The sequence below is a fragment of the Bordetella genomosp. 6 genome, from assembly GCF_002119705.1.
GTDB lineage: Bacteria > Pseudomonadota > Gammaproteobacteria > Burkholderiales > Burkholderiaceae_B > Bordetella > Bordetella bronchiseptica_F.
Genome location: NZ_CP021107.1, coordinates 1,285,385 through 1,304,057, shown reverse-complemented (window position 1 = coordinate 1,304,057; position 18,673 = coordinate 1,285,385). Strand labels below are relative to the sequence as shown.

Annotated in this window: 18 protein-coding genes; 4 read left to right on the top strand and 14 right to left on the bottom strand. The window is 67.8% G+C overall.

Going from position 1 to position 18,673, the window contains the following annotated elements; translation table 11 throughout:
- From CAL11_RS06200 to CAL11_RS06185, 4 genes are read right to left on the bottom strand one after another with little or no spacing between them, the layout of a single operon-like run.
- Positions 1-987, bottom strand: a complete 987-nt coding sequence (locus CAL11_RS06200) for a beta-ketoacyl-ACP synthase III (RefSeq protein WP_033451326.1) — start codon at positions 985-987, stop codon at positions 1-3.
- Positions 987-2,045: a phosphate acyltransferase PlsX gene (gene plsX / locus CAL11_RS06195; protein WP_086092425.1), complete on the bottom strand. Its 1,059-nt coding sequence runs from the start codon at positions 2,043-2,045 to the stop codon at positions 987-989. Before plsX ends, CAL11_RS06200 begins: the two co-directional genes overlap by 1 nt.
- A gap of 56 nt (positions 2,046-2,101) precedes the next feature.
- Positions 2,102-2,284, bottom strand: coding sequence for a 50S ribosomal protein L32 (gene rpmF / locus CAL11_RS06190; RefSeq protein WP_003813827.1), 183 nt, complete (start codon positions 2,282-2,284; stop codon positions 2,102-2,104).
- 51 nt (positions 2,285-2,335) lie between these two features.
- Positions 2,336-2,929 (bottom strand): YceD family protein, encoded by a 594-nt coding sequence (locus CAL11_RS06185; protein WP_015065088.1) that lies wholly within the window; start codon positions 2,927-2,929, stop codon positions 2,336-2,338.
- Positions 2,930-3,037: 108 nt separating this feature from the next.
- On the opposite strand from CAL11_RS06185, the gene CAL11_RS06180 reads away from it, so the two are divergent.
- From CAL11_RS06180 to CAL11_RS06170, 3 genes are read left to right on the top strand one after another with little or no spacing between them, the layout of a single operon-like run.
- Entirely contained in the window at positions 3,038-3,637 is a 600-nt protein-coding gene (locus CAL11_RS06180) for a Maf family nucleotide pyrophosphatase (RefSeq protein ID WP_086092424.1), read from the top strand.
- Positions 3,634-4,344 (top strand): SAM-dependent methyltransferase, encoded by a 711-nt coding sequence (locus tag CAL11_RS06175; RefSeq protein ID WP_015065086.1) that lies wholly within the window; start codon positions 3,634-3,636, stop codon positions 4,342-4,344. Before CAL11_RS06180 ends, CAL11_RS06175 begins: the two co-directional genes overlap by 4 nt.
- Before the next feature lies 1 nt (position 4,345).
- On the top strand, positions 4,346-5,173 hold the full coding sequence (locus tag CAL11_RS06170; protein WP_015065085.1) for an N-acetylmuramoyl-L-alanine amidase: 828 nt from the start codon (positions 4,346-4,348) through the stop codon (positions 5,171-5,173).
- Here the strand turns inward: CAL11_RS06170 and msrQ are convergent.
- The 4 genes from msrQ to CAL11_RS06150 form a co-directional block, all read right to left on the bottom strand.
- Complete coding sequence (gene msrQ / locus CAL11_RS06165) at positions 5,170-5,820, bottom strand: protein-methionine-sulfoxide reductase heme-binding subunit MsrQ (protein WP_086092423.1); 651 nt, start codon at positions 5,818-5,820, stop codon at positions 5,170-5,172. The genes CAL11_RS06170 and msrQ overlap by 4 nt on opposite strands.
- A gap of 7 nt (positions 5,821-5,827) precedes the next feature.
- Positions 5,828-6,787, bottom strand: a complete 960-nt coding sequence (gene msrP, locus CAL11_RS06160) for a protein-methionine-sulfoxide reductase catalytic subunit MsrP (RefSeq protein WP_015065083.1) — start codon at positions 6,785-6,787, stop codon at positions 5,828-5,830.
- Between the two features lie 158 nt (positions 6,788-6,945).
- Entirely contained in the window at positions 6,946-7,617 is a 672-nt protein-coding gene (locus CAL11_RS06155) for an HAD family hydrolase (protein ID WP_033463160.1), read from the bottom strand.
- A gap of 2 nt (positions 7,618-7,619) precedes the next feature.
- The gene (locus tag CAL11_RS06150) at positions 7,620-8,585 is read right to left on the bottom strand and encodes an RluA family pseudouridine synthase (protein ID WP_033463162.1); all 966 of its coding nucleotides are present in this window, start codon (positions 8,583-8,585) and stop codon (positions 7,620-7,622) included.
- Positions 8,586-9,092: 507 nt separating this feature from the next.
- Here CAL11_RS06150 and CAL11_RS06145 point away from each other — a divergent pair.
- The gene (locus CAL11_RS06145) at positions 9,093-12,278 is read left to right on the top strand and encodes an Rne/Rng family ribonuclease (RefSeq protein ID WP_086092422.1); all 3,186 of its coding nucleotides are present in this window, start codon (positions 9,093-9,095) and stop codon (positions 12,276-12,278) included.
- A 77-nt stretch (positions 12,279-12,355) separates the two neighbouring features.
- Here CAL11_RS06145 and CAL11_RS06140 read toward each other — a convergent pair whose 3' ends face one another.
- From CAL11_RS06140 to argE, 6 genes are all read right to left on the bottom strand, one after another.
- Positions 12,356-13,423 (bottom strand): linear amide C-N hydrolase, encoded by a 1,068-nt coding sequence (locus CAL11_RS06140; protein ID WP_086092421.1) that lies wholly within the window; start codon positions 13,421-13,423, stop codon positions 12,356-12,358.
- A gap of 204 nt (positions 13,424-13,627) precedes the next feature.
- Entirely contained in the window at positions 13,628-14,170 is a 543-nt protein-coding gene (locus CAL11_RS06135) for an acyloxyacyl hydrolase (protein WP_033463168.1), read from the bottom strand.
- A gap of 209 nt (positions 14,171-14,379) precedes the next feature.
- On the bottom strand, positions 14,380-15,258 hold the full coding sequence (accD, locus tag CAL11_RS06130) for an acetyl-CoA carboxylase, carboxyltransferase subunit beta (RefSeq protein ID WP_033463170.1): 879 nt from the start codon (positions 15,256-15,258) through the stop codon (positions 14,380-14,382).
- A gap of 36 nt (positions 15,259-15,294) precedes the next feature.
- Positions 15,295-16,152, bottom strand: coding sequence for a tryptophan synthase subunit alpha (gene trpA, locus CAL11_RS06125; protein ID WP_086092420.1), 858 nt, complete (start codon positions 16,150-16,152; stop codon positions 15,295-15,297).
- A 3-nt stretch (positions 16,153-16,155) separates the two neighbouring features.
- Positions 16,156-17,355, bottom strand: a complete 1,200-nt coding sequence (gene trpB, locus CAL11_RS06120) for a tryptophan synthase subunit beta (protein ID WP_033463176.1) — start codon at positions 17,353-17,355, stop codon at positions 16,156-16,158.
- A gap of 109 nt (positions 17,356-17,464) precedes the next feature.
- Entirely contained in the window at positions 17,465-18,616 is a 1,152-nt protein-coding gene (gene argE / locus CAL11_RS06115) for an acetylornithine deacetylase (RefSeq protein WP_086092419.1), read from the bottom strand.
- Positions 18,617-18,673: the final 57 nt, after the last annotated feature.

Genomic DNA, 18,673 nt, shown 5'->3' with positions numbered 1-18,673 from the left:
CTACATGCGGGCCAGCACGGAGCCCCAGGTGAAGCCGCCGCCCACGCCTTGCATGAGAACCAGCTGGCCCGGCCTGACACGCCCGTCGCGGCGCGCGGCATCGAGCGCCAGCGGCACGCTGGCCGCCGAGGTGTTGGCATGCTGGTCCACGGTGATGACGACCCGTTCGGTCGGCACGCGCAGCTTGCGCGCCAGGAAATTCAGGATGCGCACATTGGCCTGGTGCGGGATCAGCCAATCGATGTCGTCGACCTCGACGCCGGCCTCGGCGCAGACATCGCGCGCCGAACGGTCGAGCACCGTGACCGCCTGCTTGAACACCGCCTGGCCGTCCATGCGCAGGAAGGGGTCGCCGGTGACGTCCCCGTACGCGACGTTGCCCGCGGCGCAGAGAATCTTGGTCTGGCTGCCATCGGCATGCAGGTGCGCGGCCAGGATGCCCGGCTCGTCGGCCGCCTTGAGCACGACCGCGCCGGCGCCATCGCCGAACAGCACGCAGGTGCTGCGGTCGTTCCAGTCGAGGATGCGCGAGAAGACTTCGGCGCCGATCACCAGCGCGCAGCGCACGCGGCCGGCGCGGATGAAGCTGTCGGCGGTGGTCATGGCATAGACGAAGCCGCTGCAGACGGCCTGCACGTCGAACGCCGCGCCGCCCTTGGCGCCCAGGTTGGCCTGCACCAGGCAGGCCGTGCTGGGGAAGACGTAGTCCGGCGTGGACGTGGCGACGATGATCATGTCGATCTCGTCGGCCTGCACCCCGGCATCGGCCATGGCGCGGCGCGCCGCCTCGGTGGCCAGCTGGCTGGTGGTCACGCCACGCTCGGCCAGGTGGCGCTGCCGGATGCCGGTGCGCTCGACGATCCACTCGTCGGAAGTGGAAATCTGCCGCGTCGCCAGCTCGGCGGCCAGATCGTCGTTGGTGACGACGCGTTCGGGAAGGTAGCCGCCCGAACCGGCGATCTTGGCGTATTTCATAGCTTTTTCCATCAAGCGGTGTCCCCGGCCGCGCCGGGCGCGACGGCCTCGCCCGATTGCACGCGCCTGGTTATCTGCGCAACAGTCTGCGCCGTGCGCTCGAGCAGTTTACTCGCCACGGCTTCGCGTGCGCGCTGCAACGCGAAACCGAACGCGTAAGCATCGGCTGAACCGTGGCTCTTGATGACCACGCCGCGCAGGCCAAGCAGGGCCGCGCCATTGTAGCGGCGGTTGTCTACCCGGTTGCGCAGGCGGTTTAGCACCGGCTTGGCGAAGGCGCCAGCCAGCAAGGTGATGAAATTGCGCTTGAACTCTTCGCGGATGACGCTGGACAGCATCTTGGCCAGTCCCTCGACGGACTTCAGCACGACATTGCCGACAAAGCCGTCGCAGACGACCACGTCGACCGTGCCCTTGAAGATATCGTTGCCTTCGACGTTGCCGTAGAAGTTGAGCGGACTGGCGCGCAGCAGCTCGGCGGCCTCCTTGACCACCTCGTTGCCCTTGATGATCTCTTCGCCGATGTTGAGCAGCCCCACCGTGGGCCGGTCGCGATGATCGACCGCCTGGGACAGGGCCGCGCCCATGATGGCGAACTGCAGCAGGTGCTCGGCCGAGCAATCGACGTTGGCGCCCAGGTCGAGCACGGTCGTGGCGCGCCCGGTCTGGTTGGGAATGGACGTGGCAATGGCGGGACGGTCGATGCCGTCCAGTGTCTTGAGCACGTAGCGGGAAATCGCCATCCAGGCGCCGGTATTGCCCGCGGAGATACAGGCATCGGCGCGGCCGTCCTTGACCGCCTGCGCCGCCAGGCGCATGGACGAGTCTTTCTTGCGGCGCAACGCGACCTCGACCGGGTCGTCCATGGAGACGACCTCGGTCGCGGGCACGATGTCCAGGCGATCGCGCGGCGCATCGCGCCGCTCGGCCAGGGCCGCCTCGATCGCGTCGGGGAGCCCGACCAGCAACAGCCGGGTATCCGGGTATTGCCGGGCGAACTCGATCGCGGCCGGAATCGTGACGGGCAGGCCGAAGTCACCGCCCATGCAGTCTATAGCGATGCGTATCACGGGTGCCAGGTCAGCGTTCTGCCCAGGAGGTCCGGTTCGCGAGTTCGGCCGCGGCCTTATTCGTCAGCCTTGGTCTTCAGGACCTTGCGGCCGCGGTAGAAGCCGTTGGGGCTGATATGGTGGCGCAGGTGGGTTTCGCCGGTGTTGGGCTCGATGGCCGTTGCCGGGTTGACCAGAAAATCGTGCGAGCGGTGCATGCCGCGCTTGGACGGGGACTTCTTGTTTTGTTGAACAGCCATGATGACTCCTAGAAACGGGCCGCATTGTACGCGATCCGACCCGAGTTGATCTCAATCCTTGTGCTTCAGTTGCTCAAGCACCGCAAAAGGCGACGGACGCTTGACAGCGGGCTCTTGGGAAGCCTCGCCGGACTCGGCCTGCGCACCCGGACAGACATCATGCCGGGGCACATAGGGGACGCTCAGAATCAGCTCGTCCTCAACCTGGGCCAACAGGTCGAAATTGTGCGAACCCACCACCTTTTCAGGCAGGTCGTCCGCGAAATCTTCATCTTGCGTCTCGCTCAGGTCTTCGTCGAGGTCTTCCTCGGACTTGACCAGTTGCAGCGCCACCGTGTTGTCGACAGGGTAGACGAACGGCTGGTTGCAACGCTGGCACACCAGCATCGGCGCCGCCCGCACCCGCAACCGCAGAAGCGGCTGCCCGGATATCAGGTGGCCGGTGCGGCTGGTGCCCTGGCCCGTCTCGCCCTCGACCGCCCAGCGTGCAAGGCCAGCCTCGCCGCCCGGCTGCTCGGGCAACCCGTCCATGAGGCGCAAAAGCCGCGCCAGGGGAACCGAGCCCTCCAGCCGCTTGGCCTGCCGCGCAAACATGAACGCATCAATGTGGCTTTGTGCATTTTGCGCGTCCGTCCCGCTACCCATAGCCTCACCGTCAGGCGCGCCTTGCGTAGTGCTCATATCGAACTTCCTGCAAAAATGCCGCAAAACATTGGATAATACCGTGGCTTACTGAACATCGTCAAATAACGCATGCCCGCCAACCCTCCCAAGCTGATCCTCGCATCGAGCTCGCGCTACCGCCGCGAGTTGCTGTCCCGCCTGCGCCTGCCGTTTACCGCCGTTTCGCCCGATGTGGACGAAACGCCACGGCCCGGCGAAGCGCCTGCCGACCTGGCGCTGCGCCTGTCGGTCGCCAAGGCGATGGCCGTGGCCACCGCCCATCCGGGCAGCGTGGTGATCGGCTCGGACCAGGTGGCTACCGTCGACGGCGAACCCATCGGCAAGCCCGGCGGGTTCGAGCGCGCCCGCGAACAATTGCGCAGACTCTCCGGGCGCGCCGTGGAATTCCACAGTGCCATGGCCGTCACCGACGGCGCGCACACGGAAACGGCGGATATTGTCACGCTGTGCCGTTTCCGCACGTTGACCGATGCCGCCATCGACGCCTACCTGCGCGCCGAGGAACCCTACGATACCGCAGGCAGCGCCAAGGCCGAAAGCCTGGGCATCGCGCTGATGGACAGCATCCGCAGCGACGACCCCACGGCCATCATCGGCCTGCCGCTGATCGCCCTGACACGCATGCTGGGCCGTTTCGGCCTGGATCCGCTGGCGGGCCGCCCGGCATGAGCGGGGCCCTGCACCTGATCCCGGTCGGCCTGGGCGATGCGCCGCCGGAGCGCTGGCTGCCGGCCGACGTGCGCGCGCTGGCGGGCCGGCTCGATACCTACATCGCCGAAAACGCCAAGACGGCGCGCGCCTTCCTGAAGCTGCTGGGCACCGTGCGGCCGCTGCAGGAAATCACCATCCACACCCTGACCGACGCCGTAGCGGCCGGGCAGATAGAACAATGGCTGGCGCCGCTGCGCGGCGGCGCCGAAATCGGCCTGGTGTCGGACGCCGGCTGCCCCGCCGTGGCCGATCCCGGCGCGAAGGTGGTGGCGGCGGCGCACCGCCTGGGCCTGGCCGTGCGCCCCTGGGTCGGCCCCTCGTCCATCCTGCTCGGGTTGATGGCCAGCGGCCTGGACGGCCAGCGCTTCGCCTTCCACGGCTACGCGCCGGTCGACCCGGCCGAGCGCGCCCGGCAACTGCGCGCCTGGGAGCAGCACTCCGCCCGCCACGACCAGACCCAGATCCTGATCGAAACCCCGTACCGCAACGGCGCCATGTTCGCCACCCTGCTGGCGGCGCTGCGCCCCGACACCCGCCTGTGCATCGCGCGCGCGCTCACCACCCGGGACGAGCTGGTGCAGACCCGCACCATCGCCGACTGGAAGAAGCAGCCGGCGCCCGACCTGGACAAGAAACCCACGCTGTTCCTGTTCCTGGCCCGCTGACATGCCCTGGATCACCCGCGCCGCGCCGATCGCCTGCCTGCTTGCCCTGGCCGGCTGCGCCGCGCGCGGCCCTGCCGGCCTGGACCTGGACACCTCGATCACGGCCGTCAGCCAGAGCAGCCGCGTGCGCGCCGTCGTGCTGCACTACACCAGCACGGGCAACGAGAATTCGCTGAAGATCCTCTCCGAACGCAAGGTCAGCGCGCATTACCTGATTACCGACACGCCGCGCCCGCGCGCCTACCGCCTGGTGGACGAAACCCGCGCCGCCTGGCATGCCGGCATCAGCGCGTGGTACGGCCAATCGGCCATGAACAGCACATCGATCGGGATCGAGCTGGTCAATCCCGGCTGGACCAATGGCGAGGGCGAATGGACGCGCGGCGGCCATGGCGACGCCGACAGCCGGCACTGGGCCCCCTACCCCGACGCGCAGATCGAAGCCCTGATCGTGCTGTTGCGCGACATCGTGGCGCGGCACGGCATTGCGCCGGAGAACATCGTCGGCCACAGCGACATTGCCCCGCAGCGCAAGGTCGACCCCGGCCCCCTGTTTCCATGGCGGCGGCTGGCCCAGGCCGGCCTGGGCCGCTGGTACGACGAAGCCGGCGCGGCCGCCCATCTGGCCCGCCTGCGGATCGAGGGCGTGCCGGACATCGCCTGGTTCCAGGGCCAGCTGGCCCGTCTGGGATACGCCGCGCCGCAATCCGGCGTGCTCGATACGGCCACCCGCAACGTGCTGGCCGCGTTCCAGATGCACTATCGGCCGGCGCGCCACGACGGCCAGCCCGACGCCGAAACCGCCGCCATCATGCTGGCGCTGCGCTAGGACAGGCGGCGGCGCCGCCACCAGGCCGCCACCCGCCATCCCAGCAGCACGGCCAGCGCCGCGCCGTAGAGCAGGGGCTGTTGCAGATCGTTCTTGCCGGCCTTGTGCCACCAGAAGTGCAGGATGGCCAGCAGGCCGATGGCATAGACCGCCCGGTGCAGGGCCTGCCAGCGCCTGCCCAGCTTGCGCATGGCCCACTGGGTCGAGGTGGCCGCCAACGCCGCCATGAGAACGAACGCGGCGAAGCCCACGGTAATGAAGGGCCGTTCGCCCACGTCCTGCAACATGGACACCGGATCCAGGCCGCGGTCCCACCAGACCCAGGCCAGGAAATGCAGGCTGGCATAGAAAAACGCGAACAGCCCGCACATGCGGCGCAGCCGCACCAGCGCCGGCTGGCCGGTCAGCCGCCGCAGCGGCGTGATCGCCAGGGTGACCAGCAGGCACACCAGCGTCCAGGTGCCGGAGGACCGGGTCAGGAATTCGACGGGGTTGGCGGTCAGGCCGTCATTGGCGCCCAGCCAGAACCAGCGCGCGAAAGGCAGCAGGCCGGCGACGAACAGCAGCGGCTTGATGCGCCCGATCGCGCGGGCTGTCAGGGGCGCGGCCGGCGCGGCGGCGCCCGCCTTGATCGCGTCATCGGCCATGGGCGCCTCAGTAATTGGCCCGCAGGTCCAGGCCCTGGTAGAGACTGGCGACCTGATCGGCGTAGCCGTTGAACATCAGGGTTTTGCGCTTGGGACTGAACAGGCCGTCTTCGCCGATGCGCCGCTCGGTCGCCTGGCTCCAGCGCGGATGCGGCACATCCGGATTGACGTTGGCATAGAAGCCGTACTCTTGCGGCGCGGCGTTCATCCAGGAACTGACCGGCTGCTTTTCCACCAACCGGATGGCCACCAGCGACTTGGCCGACTTGAAGCCGTATTTCCAGGGCACGGCCAGGCGCACGGGCGCCCCGTTCTGGTTGGGCAGGACCTTGCCATAGACGCCGAACACCAGCATGGTGAGCGGGTGCAGGGCTTCGTCCAGGCGCAGCGCCTCGACGTACGGCCAGTCGAGCACGCTCGAACGCACGCCCGGCATGGTGTCGCGCTGCAGCGCCGTGACGAATTCGACATACTTGGCGTTGCCGGTGGGCTCGACCCGCTGCAGCAGCGTCGACAGCGAATAGCCCACCCACGGAATCACCATGGACCAGCCCTCGACGCAACGCAACCGGTAGATGCGCTCTTCCATCGGCGCCAGCTTGAGCAGATCGTCGATGGCGTAGACGCCGGGCTTGCCGACCTCGCCTTCGATGGCGATTTCCCACGGACGGGTACGCAAGCGGCCCGCGTGCGCGGCCGGATCGCCCTTGTCGAGGCCGAATTCGTAGTAGTTGTTGTAGGTGGTGACGTCCTTGAAGGATGTAGGCTTGTCCACCACCGCATAGCGGGAATTGGGCGCGCCCGGCAAGGCGGCATCCTGCGCGAAGGCCGCGCGCTGCGCCCAGCCGGACAGGCCCAGCGCCGCGGCGGCCAAGCCGGCGCGCGCCATCCAGTCGCGCCGTTCCTGCCAGACCGTCTCTGGCGTGATCTGCGACGACGGGATATCGGTGGGCTTGCGTATCAGCATGGAAATCTCCGGTGAAGGCGGGCATCTCGCCCGCTCCTACCCAAATAGACGGCGGCGTGCGCCGCGCTATTCCGTCGCCGGGCGACGGCAGCGCGCGCAAGGCCCCGATCCAGGTAAGACAGCGCGCCGCGCCGGCCGTTCCCGTGCGGCCGGATCGCCTACATGCTCTCGATGCGGCCCGGCGAGCGCGCCAGCAGCCATTCGCGCAACACGGCCACGCTGTCGACCACCGCCTGCGGGGCGCACGCCTGCAGCTCGGTCAGGGAATGGGCGCCATAGGCAACCCCCAGTCCGTGCACGCCGGCGTTGGCCGCCATCTGCAGGTCGTGGGAGGTATCCCCGACCATCACCACGGCGTCGGCCTCGTGCCCCAGCTCATGCATGAGTTCCTGCAACATCGCCGGATGGGGCTTGCTGAAGGTTTCATCGGCCGTGCGGGTCGCGTCGAACAGCGGCCCGAGCCCGGTGGCGGCCAGGGCCCGGTTCAGCCCCACCCGGCTCTTGCCGGTGGCGACCGCCAGGCGGACATCCTGGTTGGCCAGGTCGGCCAGCAGTTCGCGCACGCCCTCGAACAGGCGCAGCTCCGGGTCGCGCAGCAGATAGTGGGTCCGGTAGCGCTCGAGAAAGCGCGGCACCATGGCCTGCGTCAATTCGGGCACGGCCCGGCGCAGCGCGCTTTCCAGTGACAGGCCGATCACCCAGCTGGCCGACGACGCCGACGGCACGGGCAGGTCCAGATCGCGGCAGGCCCCCTGTATGGCCGCCACGATGCTGTGAGTGGAATCCATCAAGGTTCCATCCCAATCGAATACCACCAACGAATAACCCATGGTCAGGCCGTCTCCAGTTGTTTCAACAGCTTGAGGCAGGCCGGGGGCAGGTCGGCCGTCAAGCGCAAGGTTTCTCCCGTGAGGGGATGAGGCAGCGTCAGCTGGTGTGCGTGCAGGAACATGCGCCCGAACCCGCGCCGCGCGAACGCGGCCCGGGTTTCATCCGTCCCGTATTTATCATCGCCGACGATGGGAAAGCCGCTGGACGCCAGATGCACGCGGATCTGGTGGGTGCGGCCGGTGCGCAGCTCGGCGTCGACGAGACTGTAACCGCCAAAGCGCTTCCTGAGCGTGACAATGGTGTGGGCGGCCTGTCCCGCCTGGTCGACCCGCACGCGCCGCTCGCCGGACTGGGTGGTCCATTTGGTCAGCGGCAGGCGGATGTGCTGGCGGTCGTTGACCCAGTCGCCCTCCACCAGCGCCAGATAGTGCTTGTCGCCCTTGCCTTCGCGCAGCATGGCGTGCAGCGCCAGCAGGGCGCTGCGCTTCTTGGCGACCATCAGCAGGCCGGAGGTCTCGCGGTCCAGGCGGTGCACCAGCTCCAGGAAGCGGGCCTGCGGACGGGCGGCCCGCAATTGCTCGATGACGCCGAAGGACACGCCGCTGCCGCCATGCACCGCCACGCCGGCCGGCTTGTCGATCACCAGCAAGGCATCGTCTTCATGCACGACGGGGAATTCGGCGCCGGGAACCGGCCTGGCCGCGCCCGGGTCGGGCAGGCGCAGGGGCGGCACCCGTACGACATCTCCCTCGACGAGGCGGTATTCGGCCGAGATGCGTCCCTTGTTTACCCGCACTTCGCCGCCGCGGATGGCCTTGTAGATGTGGCTTTTGGGAACGCCCTTGCACAGCCTGAGCAGGAAATTATCGATGCGCTGCCCATCGTGCTCGGGGCCAATGGCCAGCATGCGGACAGCGGGTGGCGTCGTGCCAGGGGAAGTTTCTTTGCGCATTGCGGAAAGCGACATATAATCGGGACAGCCTGAAGGGGCTGAACAGCCGCCTGGCGTTGAGATGCAATATTCGTTAGCGTCTCCGTCGGACGCGCAGGCCGCATTGTACTGCCTGCTCGTTCAGCTCCGGGGTCTCTTGGTCGCCGGCGCAAGCGCGGCCTGTCGGACGGTGGTGTGGCACGATGCCCGCCTTCCTGGCAGCCCCCTTGCAAGCCGCAAGCGTCTCTGAAGCAACGCAAGAATCGTCGCAGATTTAAATAAAGCACCAGGTGCGTACGGGTACCCAATCCCGCCGCAACTGACGTTCACAGCACTCATCCGTCAACCACTCAGTGAAGCTGACCCTCCTGCTGCCCGAACCCCGTGCCCTACGGCACGACGTGCCCGCCTGACCCGCGGCGGATACGCCTGGGCGGCCGCCCAGGTACGGTCCGCATTCTCTTGCCCGCTTCAGTCCGCAGCCCGAGTGACCCGAGGTCACGCGCCGATATCGGCGCGTCATGACAACGGAGAACACCACTCATGAAGCGCATGCTGTTTAATGCGACGCACCAGGAAGAACTGCGCGTTGCAATCGTCGACGGTCAGAAACTGATCGATCTCGACATCGAGACTGCCGGTCGCGAACAACGCAAAGGCAATATCTACAAAGGCGTCATCACCCGCATCGAACCCGGCCTGGAAGCCTGCTTCGTCAACTACGGCGAAGACCGCCACGGCTTCCTGCCGTTCAAGGAAGTCGCGCGCAGTTTCTTCAAGGAAGGCGTGGACGTGCGCACCGCGCGCATCCAGGACGCCCTGCGCGAAGGCCAGGAGCTGATCGTCCAGGTCGAGAAGGAAGAGCGCGGCAACAAGGGCGCCGCCCTGACCACGTTCATCTCGCTGGCCGGCCGCTACCTCGTCCTGATGCCGAACAACCCGCGCGGCGGCGGCGTGTCGCGCCGCGTCGAAGGCGAGGACCGCCAGGAACTGCGCGACACCATGGAGCAGCTCGATGTCCCCCAGGGCATGAGCATCATCGCGCGCACCGCCGGCATCGGGCGCAACGTCGACGAACTCCAGTGGGACCTGTCGTACCTGCTGCAACTCTGGACGGCCATCGACGGCGCGGCGCGCGACAATGCCGCCCCGATCCTGATCTACCTCGAGTCCAGCCTCGTCATCCGCGCGATCCGCGACTATTTTTCGCCCGAGATCGGCGAGATCCTGATCGACACCGACGAAATCGCCGACCAGGCCACCGCCTTCATGAGCGTGGTCATGCCGGACAACGTCCAGCGCGTCAAACGCTACCGCGACGACATCCCGCTGTTCTCGCGCTTCCAGATCGAACACCAGATCGAAACCGCGTACTCGCGCACCGTGCAGCTGCCTTCGGGCGGCGCCGTGGTCATCGACCATACCGAAGCCCTGGTCGCCGTGGACGTGAACTCCGCCCGCTCCACGCGCGGCGCGGACATCGAGGAAACCGCGCTGCGCACCAACCTGGAAGCCGCCGATGAAGTGGCCCGCCAGTTGCGCCTGCGCGACCTCGGCGGCCTGATCGTGATCGACTTCATCGACATGGAGGACAGCAAGAACCAGCGCGCCGTCGAACAGCGCCTGCGCGACGCCCTGCATTTCGACCGTGCCCGCGTGCAGATGGGCAAGATCTCGCGCTTCGGCCTGATGGAGCTGTCGCGCCAGCGGCTGCGTCCGGCGCTCAACGAAGGCTCGCACATCACCTGCCCGCGCTGCAACGGCACCGGCGTGATCCGCGACGCGGAGTCCAGCGCCCTGCATGTGCTGCGCCTGCTGCAGGAAGAGGCCATGAAGGAAAACACCGCGGCGGTGCACGCCCAGGTGCCGGTCGACGTGGCCACCTTCCTGCTGAATGAAAAGCGCGCCGACATCGCCAAGATGGAAGCCCGCCTGAAGGTCAACCTGGTGCTGATCCCCAACAAGCACCTGGAAACGCCGCACCACCATATCGAGCGCCTGCGCCACGACGACCCGCGCCTGGAAGAAACCAAGACCAGCTTCGAGCTGGCCGAGGCTCCGGCCACCGATCTCACCTGGCAGCCGCGCGAGCACGAGATCAAGGCGCGCCCCGAAGCGCTGGTCAAGGGCATCACGCCCGCGCAGCCGGCCCCGGTGTCCACGCCCGCGCCCGCGGCCAAGGCGGCGGCCGCCGCGCCGGCCGCCCAGGGCGGACTGGGCAGCTGGTTCAAGCGCCTGGCCTCCTGGCTGGGCGGCAGCGCCGAGCCGGCCAAGACCGAAAGCAAGCCCGAGGACGAAAAGCGCGGCGCGAACCGTGCGCGGCGCGCCCACGACGGCCAGGACCGCCGCGGCGAACGCCACGGCTCGGACCGCAACCGCCATCGCCGCAATGAGCCGCGCGGCGAACACGCCGAGAGCGGCGACGCGCGCCATCACGTGCGCGGCGGACGACGCCAGGAAGAGCGCGGCGAGCGCGGCGAACGTGCCCAGAAGGAAGCCCGGACCGACCGCGAGCAGGCCCAGCAACAGCAGGCAGCCGGCCAGCCGCGCCAGGAACGCCCCTCGACCGCCGACACCGGCGAGGAAGGCGGCCGTGGCCGCGGTCGTCGCGGCCGCGGTCGTGGCCGTCGCGAGGAAGCCCAGACCGACACGCCCATGACCGAGCAGGAAAGCATGGTGGCGGCGCTGGCCGAAACCGTGGCTACCGCCCTGCCCGAAAAGCAAGCGGCAACGCCCGCTCCGGCGGTCGCCGCCGCCACGGCCCTGGCGGTTGCCGAGGCCGCCAGCAGCGATGAGCAGGCTCCCGTGACCGAGGATGCCGCCGGCATCGACGCCAACGTGGACGCCGGCGCCGAAACGGGTACCGACCCCGAGCGCAAGCGTCGCCGCCGCCGCAGCCGTCGTGGTCGCCGCAGCCAGGAAGACGGCAGCACGGTCAATGCCGAAGGCATCGAGGGCGCCGACGAGCACGGCGAGCAGGCCGACGCGCCCGCGGGCGTAACGGACATCGAGCCGTCCGCCCTGCAAGCCGGGCCCGAGACCGCGGCCGCCCCCGTGACGGTCAGCGTGGCCGCCGACGAGCCCGCTGCCACGACCGACACCGCCGCCGCCGAGCCCACGGCCCCGCAAGCCGCCGAAGCCGCGCAGGCCGAACCCGTGGTTGCAGCGCCTGTCGCCGACACCGCCCCGCAAGCGCCCCAGCCCGTGCAAACGGAGCCCGCGCCGGCCGAAACGGTGCAGGCGCCCGCCCAGGCGGCTGAACCGGCAACGACCGCTCCGGTGGAAACTGCTCCGGTGGAAACTGCTCCGGTGGAAACTGCTCCGGTGGAAACTGCTCCGGTGGAAGCCGCTCCGGTGGAAGCCGCTCCGGTGGAAGCCGCTCCGGTCGAAGCCGCCCCCGTCGAAGCGCCGGCCGAGCCTGCCCAGGTGGCGGCTCCGGTCGAAGCCGAGACGCCCGCCGCCGTGCAGCCTGAAAAGGCGCCCGAGCCTGTCGCCCGTCCCGCCGACGCCATCAGGGTGCCGGCGCAAGCGGCTGCCCCGGCCGCTGGCGCGCTGCACGACGTGCTCGACGCCGCCGGCCTGACCTGGGTCGAAACCGACCCGGAACGTCACGCGCAAACCCAGATGCGCATCGCCGCGGCCGCCACGCCGGTGCGTCTGGGCCGCGAGCGCAAGCCGGTGGCTGCCGTGTCCAGCGAGCCGTTGGTGCAAGTCGAAACGCGTCACTGACGCAAAAAGCGGGTTGCGGCGTCGCCGCAACCCGCTTTTTCTCCTGCTGTCCCCTTCCCGCGCGCAATGCGCGGCGCTCAGAGCCCCAGGAACTTGAACGGCGCGGCCTGCTTGAAATGAGCATTGGCCTGGCCGGAGTAGATGTGGGCCTGGTTGGGGCCAAGATCCAGCTTCATTACCTTCCCGCTTTCCGTCGAGAAATCCAGCGCGCCCAGGTCTATCCAGAAGATATTGGGAGTCAGCGCCGACTCGAAGAAGTAGCGCTTGCGCTTGTGGTCGGCCACCGTGCGCCAGCGCGTCGATGAAATATTGGGCTGGTCCGGCGTGGTAATGCCATACGGCACGGAAACGTTGCGGATCACGCTGAATACGCTGGCGATCGCCTCGCCGGGATCCTCGCTCTTGGGAATCGCGTTCACATAGAAATGCGCGCGTGCAAAGCGGTCCGATGCCCGGTTCGTGCCTGGCAGCATCACGGTACCGCCGATCTGCTTCCAGTATTCGTTCAGGGCCAGCTGCTTGTCGAAGGTCGGCGAATTGGTCATCACCTGAAAGGCGCGGCTGTGGTGGATGACTTGCTTGCCGTCTATATATTCGATGATGGCGCTGTCGCCGCTGGCATCCGAGAGGGACAGATGCAAGGTGGCCAGGCGCTGCTCGCCCGGCACGTTATCGGTGACGACGGTGAAGGGCTCGCGCACCAGCGTATCGACGGCTTCCCGCACGGTCGCGAAGTTATCCAGCACATATTGCGCCCAGGCGGCCAGGGTCAGCCCGGGTGTCTTGCCATCGTATTCGGGATATGAGGACTCGACCAGCCACAGCACGTTGGCGACCAGTCCGGCCTCGTTCATGCCGTCGGTGGTGGAAATATCGTAGCCCGATGCGATGACGCTGCCATACTTCGACGTCCACTGGATCGAATTCGGGCCAGCCTGACCCGAGCGCTGCATGCCGCGCGGGAAGGCCCACAAGTTGGTCCCGACATCCACTTTCCAGTCCATCGAACGGGCGGTGATCACCTCGTCGTTGGCGCCGTGATAGACAAAGCGCGTGCATGCCGAAGCCGCCGGCGTGGCCAGCAGGCTGGCGCACAGCAGGGTGACGGCACCTATCGTGCCAGGCCGGGATCGCCGGAAAATCATGAGACTACTCCTCGGGTGCCTGTCCCCGCAGGGGGACTGGCACCCGCCAATCGTCCCGCTGCGGCAAGGGCGCCTGTCCCCACATGGGGACAGGCATCCGGCGCTGCCGCGCCGCCGCCCCGATACTACCCGATGAGCCCACAAAAAAAACCCGCCAGCGTGCTGGCGGGTTTCAATGACTTGCCGCCCCAGGGGCGGCCTTGCTCAGAACTGGTATGTATAGGTCAGCTGCACGATATCCAGGCCGGGGTTCGGTTCCTTGATGCCGGCATTCGAGAAGTGCGAATAGCGCAGGCCGATACGGTTACTGGGTGTCAGCAGGAAGCCCAATCCGATATGGTCGCCAAACTGGAAGGCCGAACCGATGCGCTTGTCGGCGAAGCTGGTGCTGCTGAAAACCGTGGCGCCGATGCCGGCCTCGATGTAGAAGCGCTCGCCGGTCCACCAGCGGAACATCGGAATGGCGCTGGCCTGCCACACGTGGCCGGGCGAGCGCGAGCCATCGGCCCACCAGTACGACGCGCCCAGTTCGGGGGTCAGGTCCAGGCGGCCCCAATTGCCGTCGAACTGATGGCTCCAGAGCGTGGGGGTTTCGTAATTCAGCGTGACGCGCTGATAGTGGTCGCCAATGCCGTAATGCAGGCTGACGCCGCCCTGAGTGGGCTGCGCCTGGGCGGTGGCGGCGGCGCAAGCCAGGGCCAACGTGGCGATGCCGAACAGGGGCTTGTTTTTCTTGAGAAATTGCATGAACGCTCCACAAAATCCGCAAATTCGATACGCGCTAAACCTTAGCAGAAAATGTCCGCAGCCAGCACGAGCATCTGTCTTAATCTGGCAACACTGCGTCCCGGAATTCGACATCGGGCGGTACAGTCCCGCCGTATTACCCGCATGCATGGAAAAATGACAACGCCCGGCCTGGGCCGGGCGTTTCATGGCGATGCCGGCGGGCAATCTCAGGCGGCGGCCACGATATCAGCCGACTCGTTGCCAAGCAGGGCCAGCAGGCGGGCGATTTCCTCGCGCAGCTGGCGCCGGTCCACCACCATGTCGATGGCGCCCGTCTTCAGCAGGAACTCGGCGCGCTGGAAACCCTCCGGCAGCTTCTCGCGCACGGTTTGCTCAATCACCCGTGGGCCGGCGAAACCGATCAGCGCCTTGGGTTCGGCAATCACCACATCGCCGACGAAGGCAAAGCTGGCCGACACCCCCCCCATGGTGGGATCGGTCAGCACGCTGATGAACGGCAACCCCGCGGCCGACAGGCGCGTCAGCATGGCATTGGTCTTGGCCATCTGCATCAGCGAAAGCAGGCTTTCCTGCATGCGCGCGCCGCCCGAGGCGGCCACGCAGATGAACGGCGTCTTGTTCTCCAGCGCGGCCTGCACGCCGCGCACGAAGCGCTCGCCCACCACCGAGCCCATGGAGCCGCCCATGAACTCGAATTCGAAGCAGGCCAGCACCGCCGACACGCCGCGGATCGAACCGCTCATGACGACCAGCGCATCGGTCTCGCCGGTCTGCTTCATGGCTTCCTGGATGCGCTCGGGATACTTGCGCGAATCCTTGAACTTCAGGGTATCGACCGAACGGGTGGTCTGGCCGATCTCGACCCGGCCCTCGATATCGAGCAGGGAGTCGATGCGCGCGCGCGCGCCGATGCGCATGTGGTGATCGCATTTCGGACACACATGCAGATTGGCGGCGAGGTCTTCGCTGTACAGCACCGATTCGCACGAGGGACATTTGACCCACAGCCCTTCCGGCACGCGGCGCGCGCCGCTGTCGCTGTTCTTGTTGATGCGCGGGGGCAGGAGTTTCTCGATCCAGCTCATAGGTTGGTATCCCGTAGGTGACTTGCTTGCGCGGGCTCAGGCCGGCGCGTTTTCTCGTTTGACTTCATCCAGCGCCAGCCGGATGGTGTGCAGCCATTGCTGCGCCGCCGTGATGGCGGCCTCGTTTTTCTGCTCCGGGGCCGCCTGTGCGCCGGCCTGTTCCATGGTCTCGATCAGCTTGCTGCCGATGACCACGGCGTCGGCGTGCGCGGCGATGCGCTGCGCGCTGGCCGCGTCGCGGATGCCGAAGCCCACGCCCACCGGAATGCTCACGTGGCGGCGGATCAGGGCCAGCTTGCGGGCGACGTCGTCCGTATCCAGGCTGCCGGCACCCGTGACGCCCTTGAGCGACACATAATAGACGTAGCCGCGCGCCACGCGGCCGATCGCCTCGATGCGGGCCTCGGTGGAAGTCGGCGCCAGCAGGAAGATCGGCGCCACGCCGGCTTCGGCCAGCATGACCGCGAACTCGTCGACCTCTTCGGGCGGATAGTCGACCACCAGCACGCCGTCGACGCCGGCCGCCCGCGCGGCCTGCGCAAATGCCCGCTGGCCCATGCGTTCGATCGGATTGGCATAGCCCATCAGCACCACCGGCGTGACGCTGTCGTCGCGGCGGAAATCCGCCACCAGCTCCAGCACGCGGCGCAGCCCGACGCCCTGGGCGATGGCGCGCTCGGCGGCGCGCTGCACCACCGGCCCATCGGCCATCGGGTCGGAGAAGGGCACGCCCAGCTCGACCAGGTCGGCGCCGCCGCGCACCAGCGCGTGCATCAGCGGCACCGTCGCCTGCGGCGACGGATCGCCGGCGGCAATATAGGGAATCAGGGCGGCCGCGCGGCCGGCCTCGGACACCCGCGCGAACGCGGCGGCAATTCGGTCAGTGGTAGTCATAGGTCAGAGCTGTAGGCCCGCGCGCTCGGCCACGGTGTGCATGTCTTTGTCGCCCCGGCCGGACAGATTGACCAGGATGACCTTGTCCTTGGAAAGCGTGGGCGCCATTTTCACGGCCTGCGCGATGGCGTGCGCCGACTCCAGCGCCGGCATGATGCCCTCGATGCGGCAGCAATCGTGGAACGCCGCCAGCGCCTCGTCGTCGGTGATGCCCGCGTACTCGGCGCGGCCGCTGTCCTTGAGCCACGCATGCTCCGGCCCCACGCCGGGATAATCCAGCCCGGCCGACACCGAATGGGTTTCCTGCACCTGGCCATCGGCATTCTGCATGACGTAGGTACGGTTGCCGTGCAGCACGCCGATCTGGCCCGCCGCCAGCGAGGCCGCATGGCGGCCGGTTTCCATGCCCTCGCCCGCCGCCTCGACGCCGATCAGGCGCACGTCCTCGTACGGGATGTACGGATGGAAAATGCCCATGGCGTTGGAGCCGCCGCCCACCGCCGCGACCACGTAATCAGGCTGGCGGCCGATGACTTCGGGCATCTGGGTCAGGCATTCCTGGCCGATGACGGTCTGGAAGTCGCGCACCATGCGCGGGTAGGGATCGGGCCCCGCCACCGTGCCGATGATGTAGAACGTGTTCTCGATATTGGTGACCCAGTCGCGCATGGCTTCGTTCAGCGCGTCCTTCAGGGTGCACGAGCCCGACTCCACCGGCACCACCGTGGCGCCCAGCAGCTTCATGCGATAGACGTTGGAGGCCTGGCGGCGCACGTCCTCGCTGCCCATGAACACCACGCATTCCATGCCATAGCGGGCCGCCACCGTGGCCGTGGCCACGCCGTGCTGGCCGGCGCCGGTCTCGGCGATGACGCGCGGCTTGCCCATGCGCCGCGCCAGCAGAGCCTGGCCGATGCAATTGTTGACCTTGTGCGCGCCCGTATGGTTGAGGTCTTCGCGCTTGAACCAGATCTGCGCGCCACCCAGGCGCTGCGACCAGCGGCTGGCGTGGTAGACCGGGCTGGGCCGGCCGACGAAGTGCTTGAGCTCGTAATTGAACTCGTCGATGAAGCTGGGGTCGACGCGGCACTGGTCATAGGCCGCGCGCAGCTCGTCTAGGGCGTGCATCAGCGTTTCCGCCACAAACACGCCGCCGTAGGGGCCGAAATGGCCCCGGGCATCCGGAAGGTCGTAAGGTTTCACCAGGAATCTCCCCGGGGTGCCGCCGCGCCAGGCGCGGCGGACCGGTTTCGCAACCCGTCATTTTACCCGAGAGGCGCGCCCCCGGCCGGGGATGCCTCCGCGGGCGTCTCTAGAGCGACTGTCCGAGCCGCCGCAGGAACGCCTCGCAGGCGGCCAGCTGGTCCAGCGCCACGTATTCATCGGGCTTGTGGGCCTGCTCGATATGGCCTGGCCCGCACACCACGGTAGGGATGCCGATGCCCTGGAACAGGCCGGCTTCGGTCCCGTAGGCCACCTTGCGGGTGACCCGGTCCGCGGTCAGGGCCCGCACCAGTTCCGTGATGGCGGCCTGCTCGGAGGCCTCCAGGCCGGGCGCCGCGGCGCCGGTTTCGATGTCGATGCGGGCTTGCGCGTATTCGGCGCGCATGCGCGGCAGCAGCTCGTCGCGTACGTAGCGCTCCACCTCGGCCTGGATGGCGTCGGCCGGCATGCCCGGCAGGTTGCGGAACTCGTACGAGAACTCGCACAGCTCGGGAATGGTATTGACCGCGATCCCGCCGTGGATCTGGTTGGTGGTCATGGTCGAGAACGGCACGTCGTAGAACTCGTCATACGGGCCGTTGGCCTTGAAGGCGTCGGCCAGGTCGCGGATGCGGCAGATCAGCCGCGCCGCGTATTCGATGGCGTTGCACCCGCGCGGCGTCAACGACGAATGCGCCGCCTTGCCATGGACCCGGCAGCGGAACAGGTTGATGCCCTTGTGCGCCACCACCACCTGCATGCCGGTGGGCTCTCCCACCACGCAGCCTTCCGGCTGGATGCCGCGTTCGCGCAGGTCGGCCAGCATGACGGGCGCGCCGGCACAGCCCACCTCCTCGTCATAGGAAAACGCCAGGTGGATGGGCTTCTTGCGAGGCATCTCCAGGAATGCCGGCACCAGGGCCAGCGAAGCGGCGATGAAACCCTTCATGTCGCACGAGCCCCGGCCGTACAGGCGCCCTTCCTGTTCGCGCAAGGCGAACGGGTCGCCGGACCAGTCCTGGCCGTCGACCGGCACGACGTCGGTATGGCCGGACAGCACGATGCCGCCCTGCTCGCCGCCATCGCTGGCCGGCAGCGTGGCGAACAGATTGGCCTTGGTGCGCTCGGGGTTGTGCGCCAGCCAGGCCTGCACGCCCCGCCGGCCGAGCCAGTCCCGCACGGTTTCGATCAACGCCAGGTTGGAATTGCGGCTGGTGGTATCGATAGCCACCAGCGTCTCGAGCCAGGTGCGAGTGTCCATGGGATTCCCCCGGAGGGCCAAAAGACCTAGTGTAGGGCACGCGGCCGCCCCGCGGGA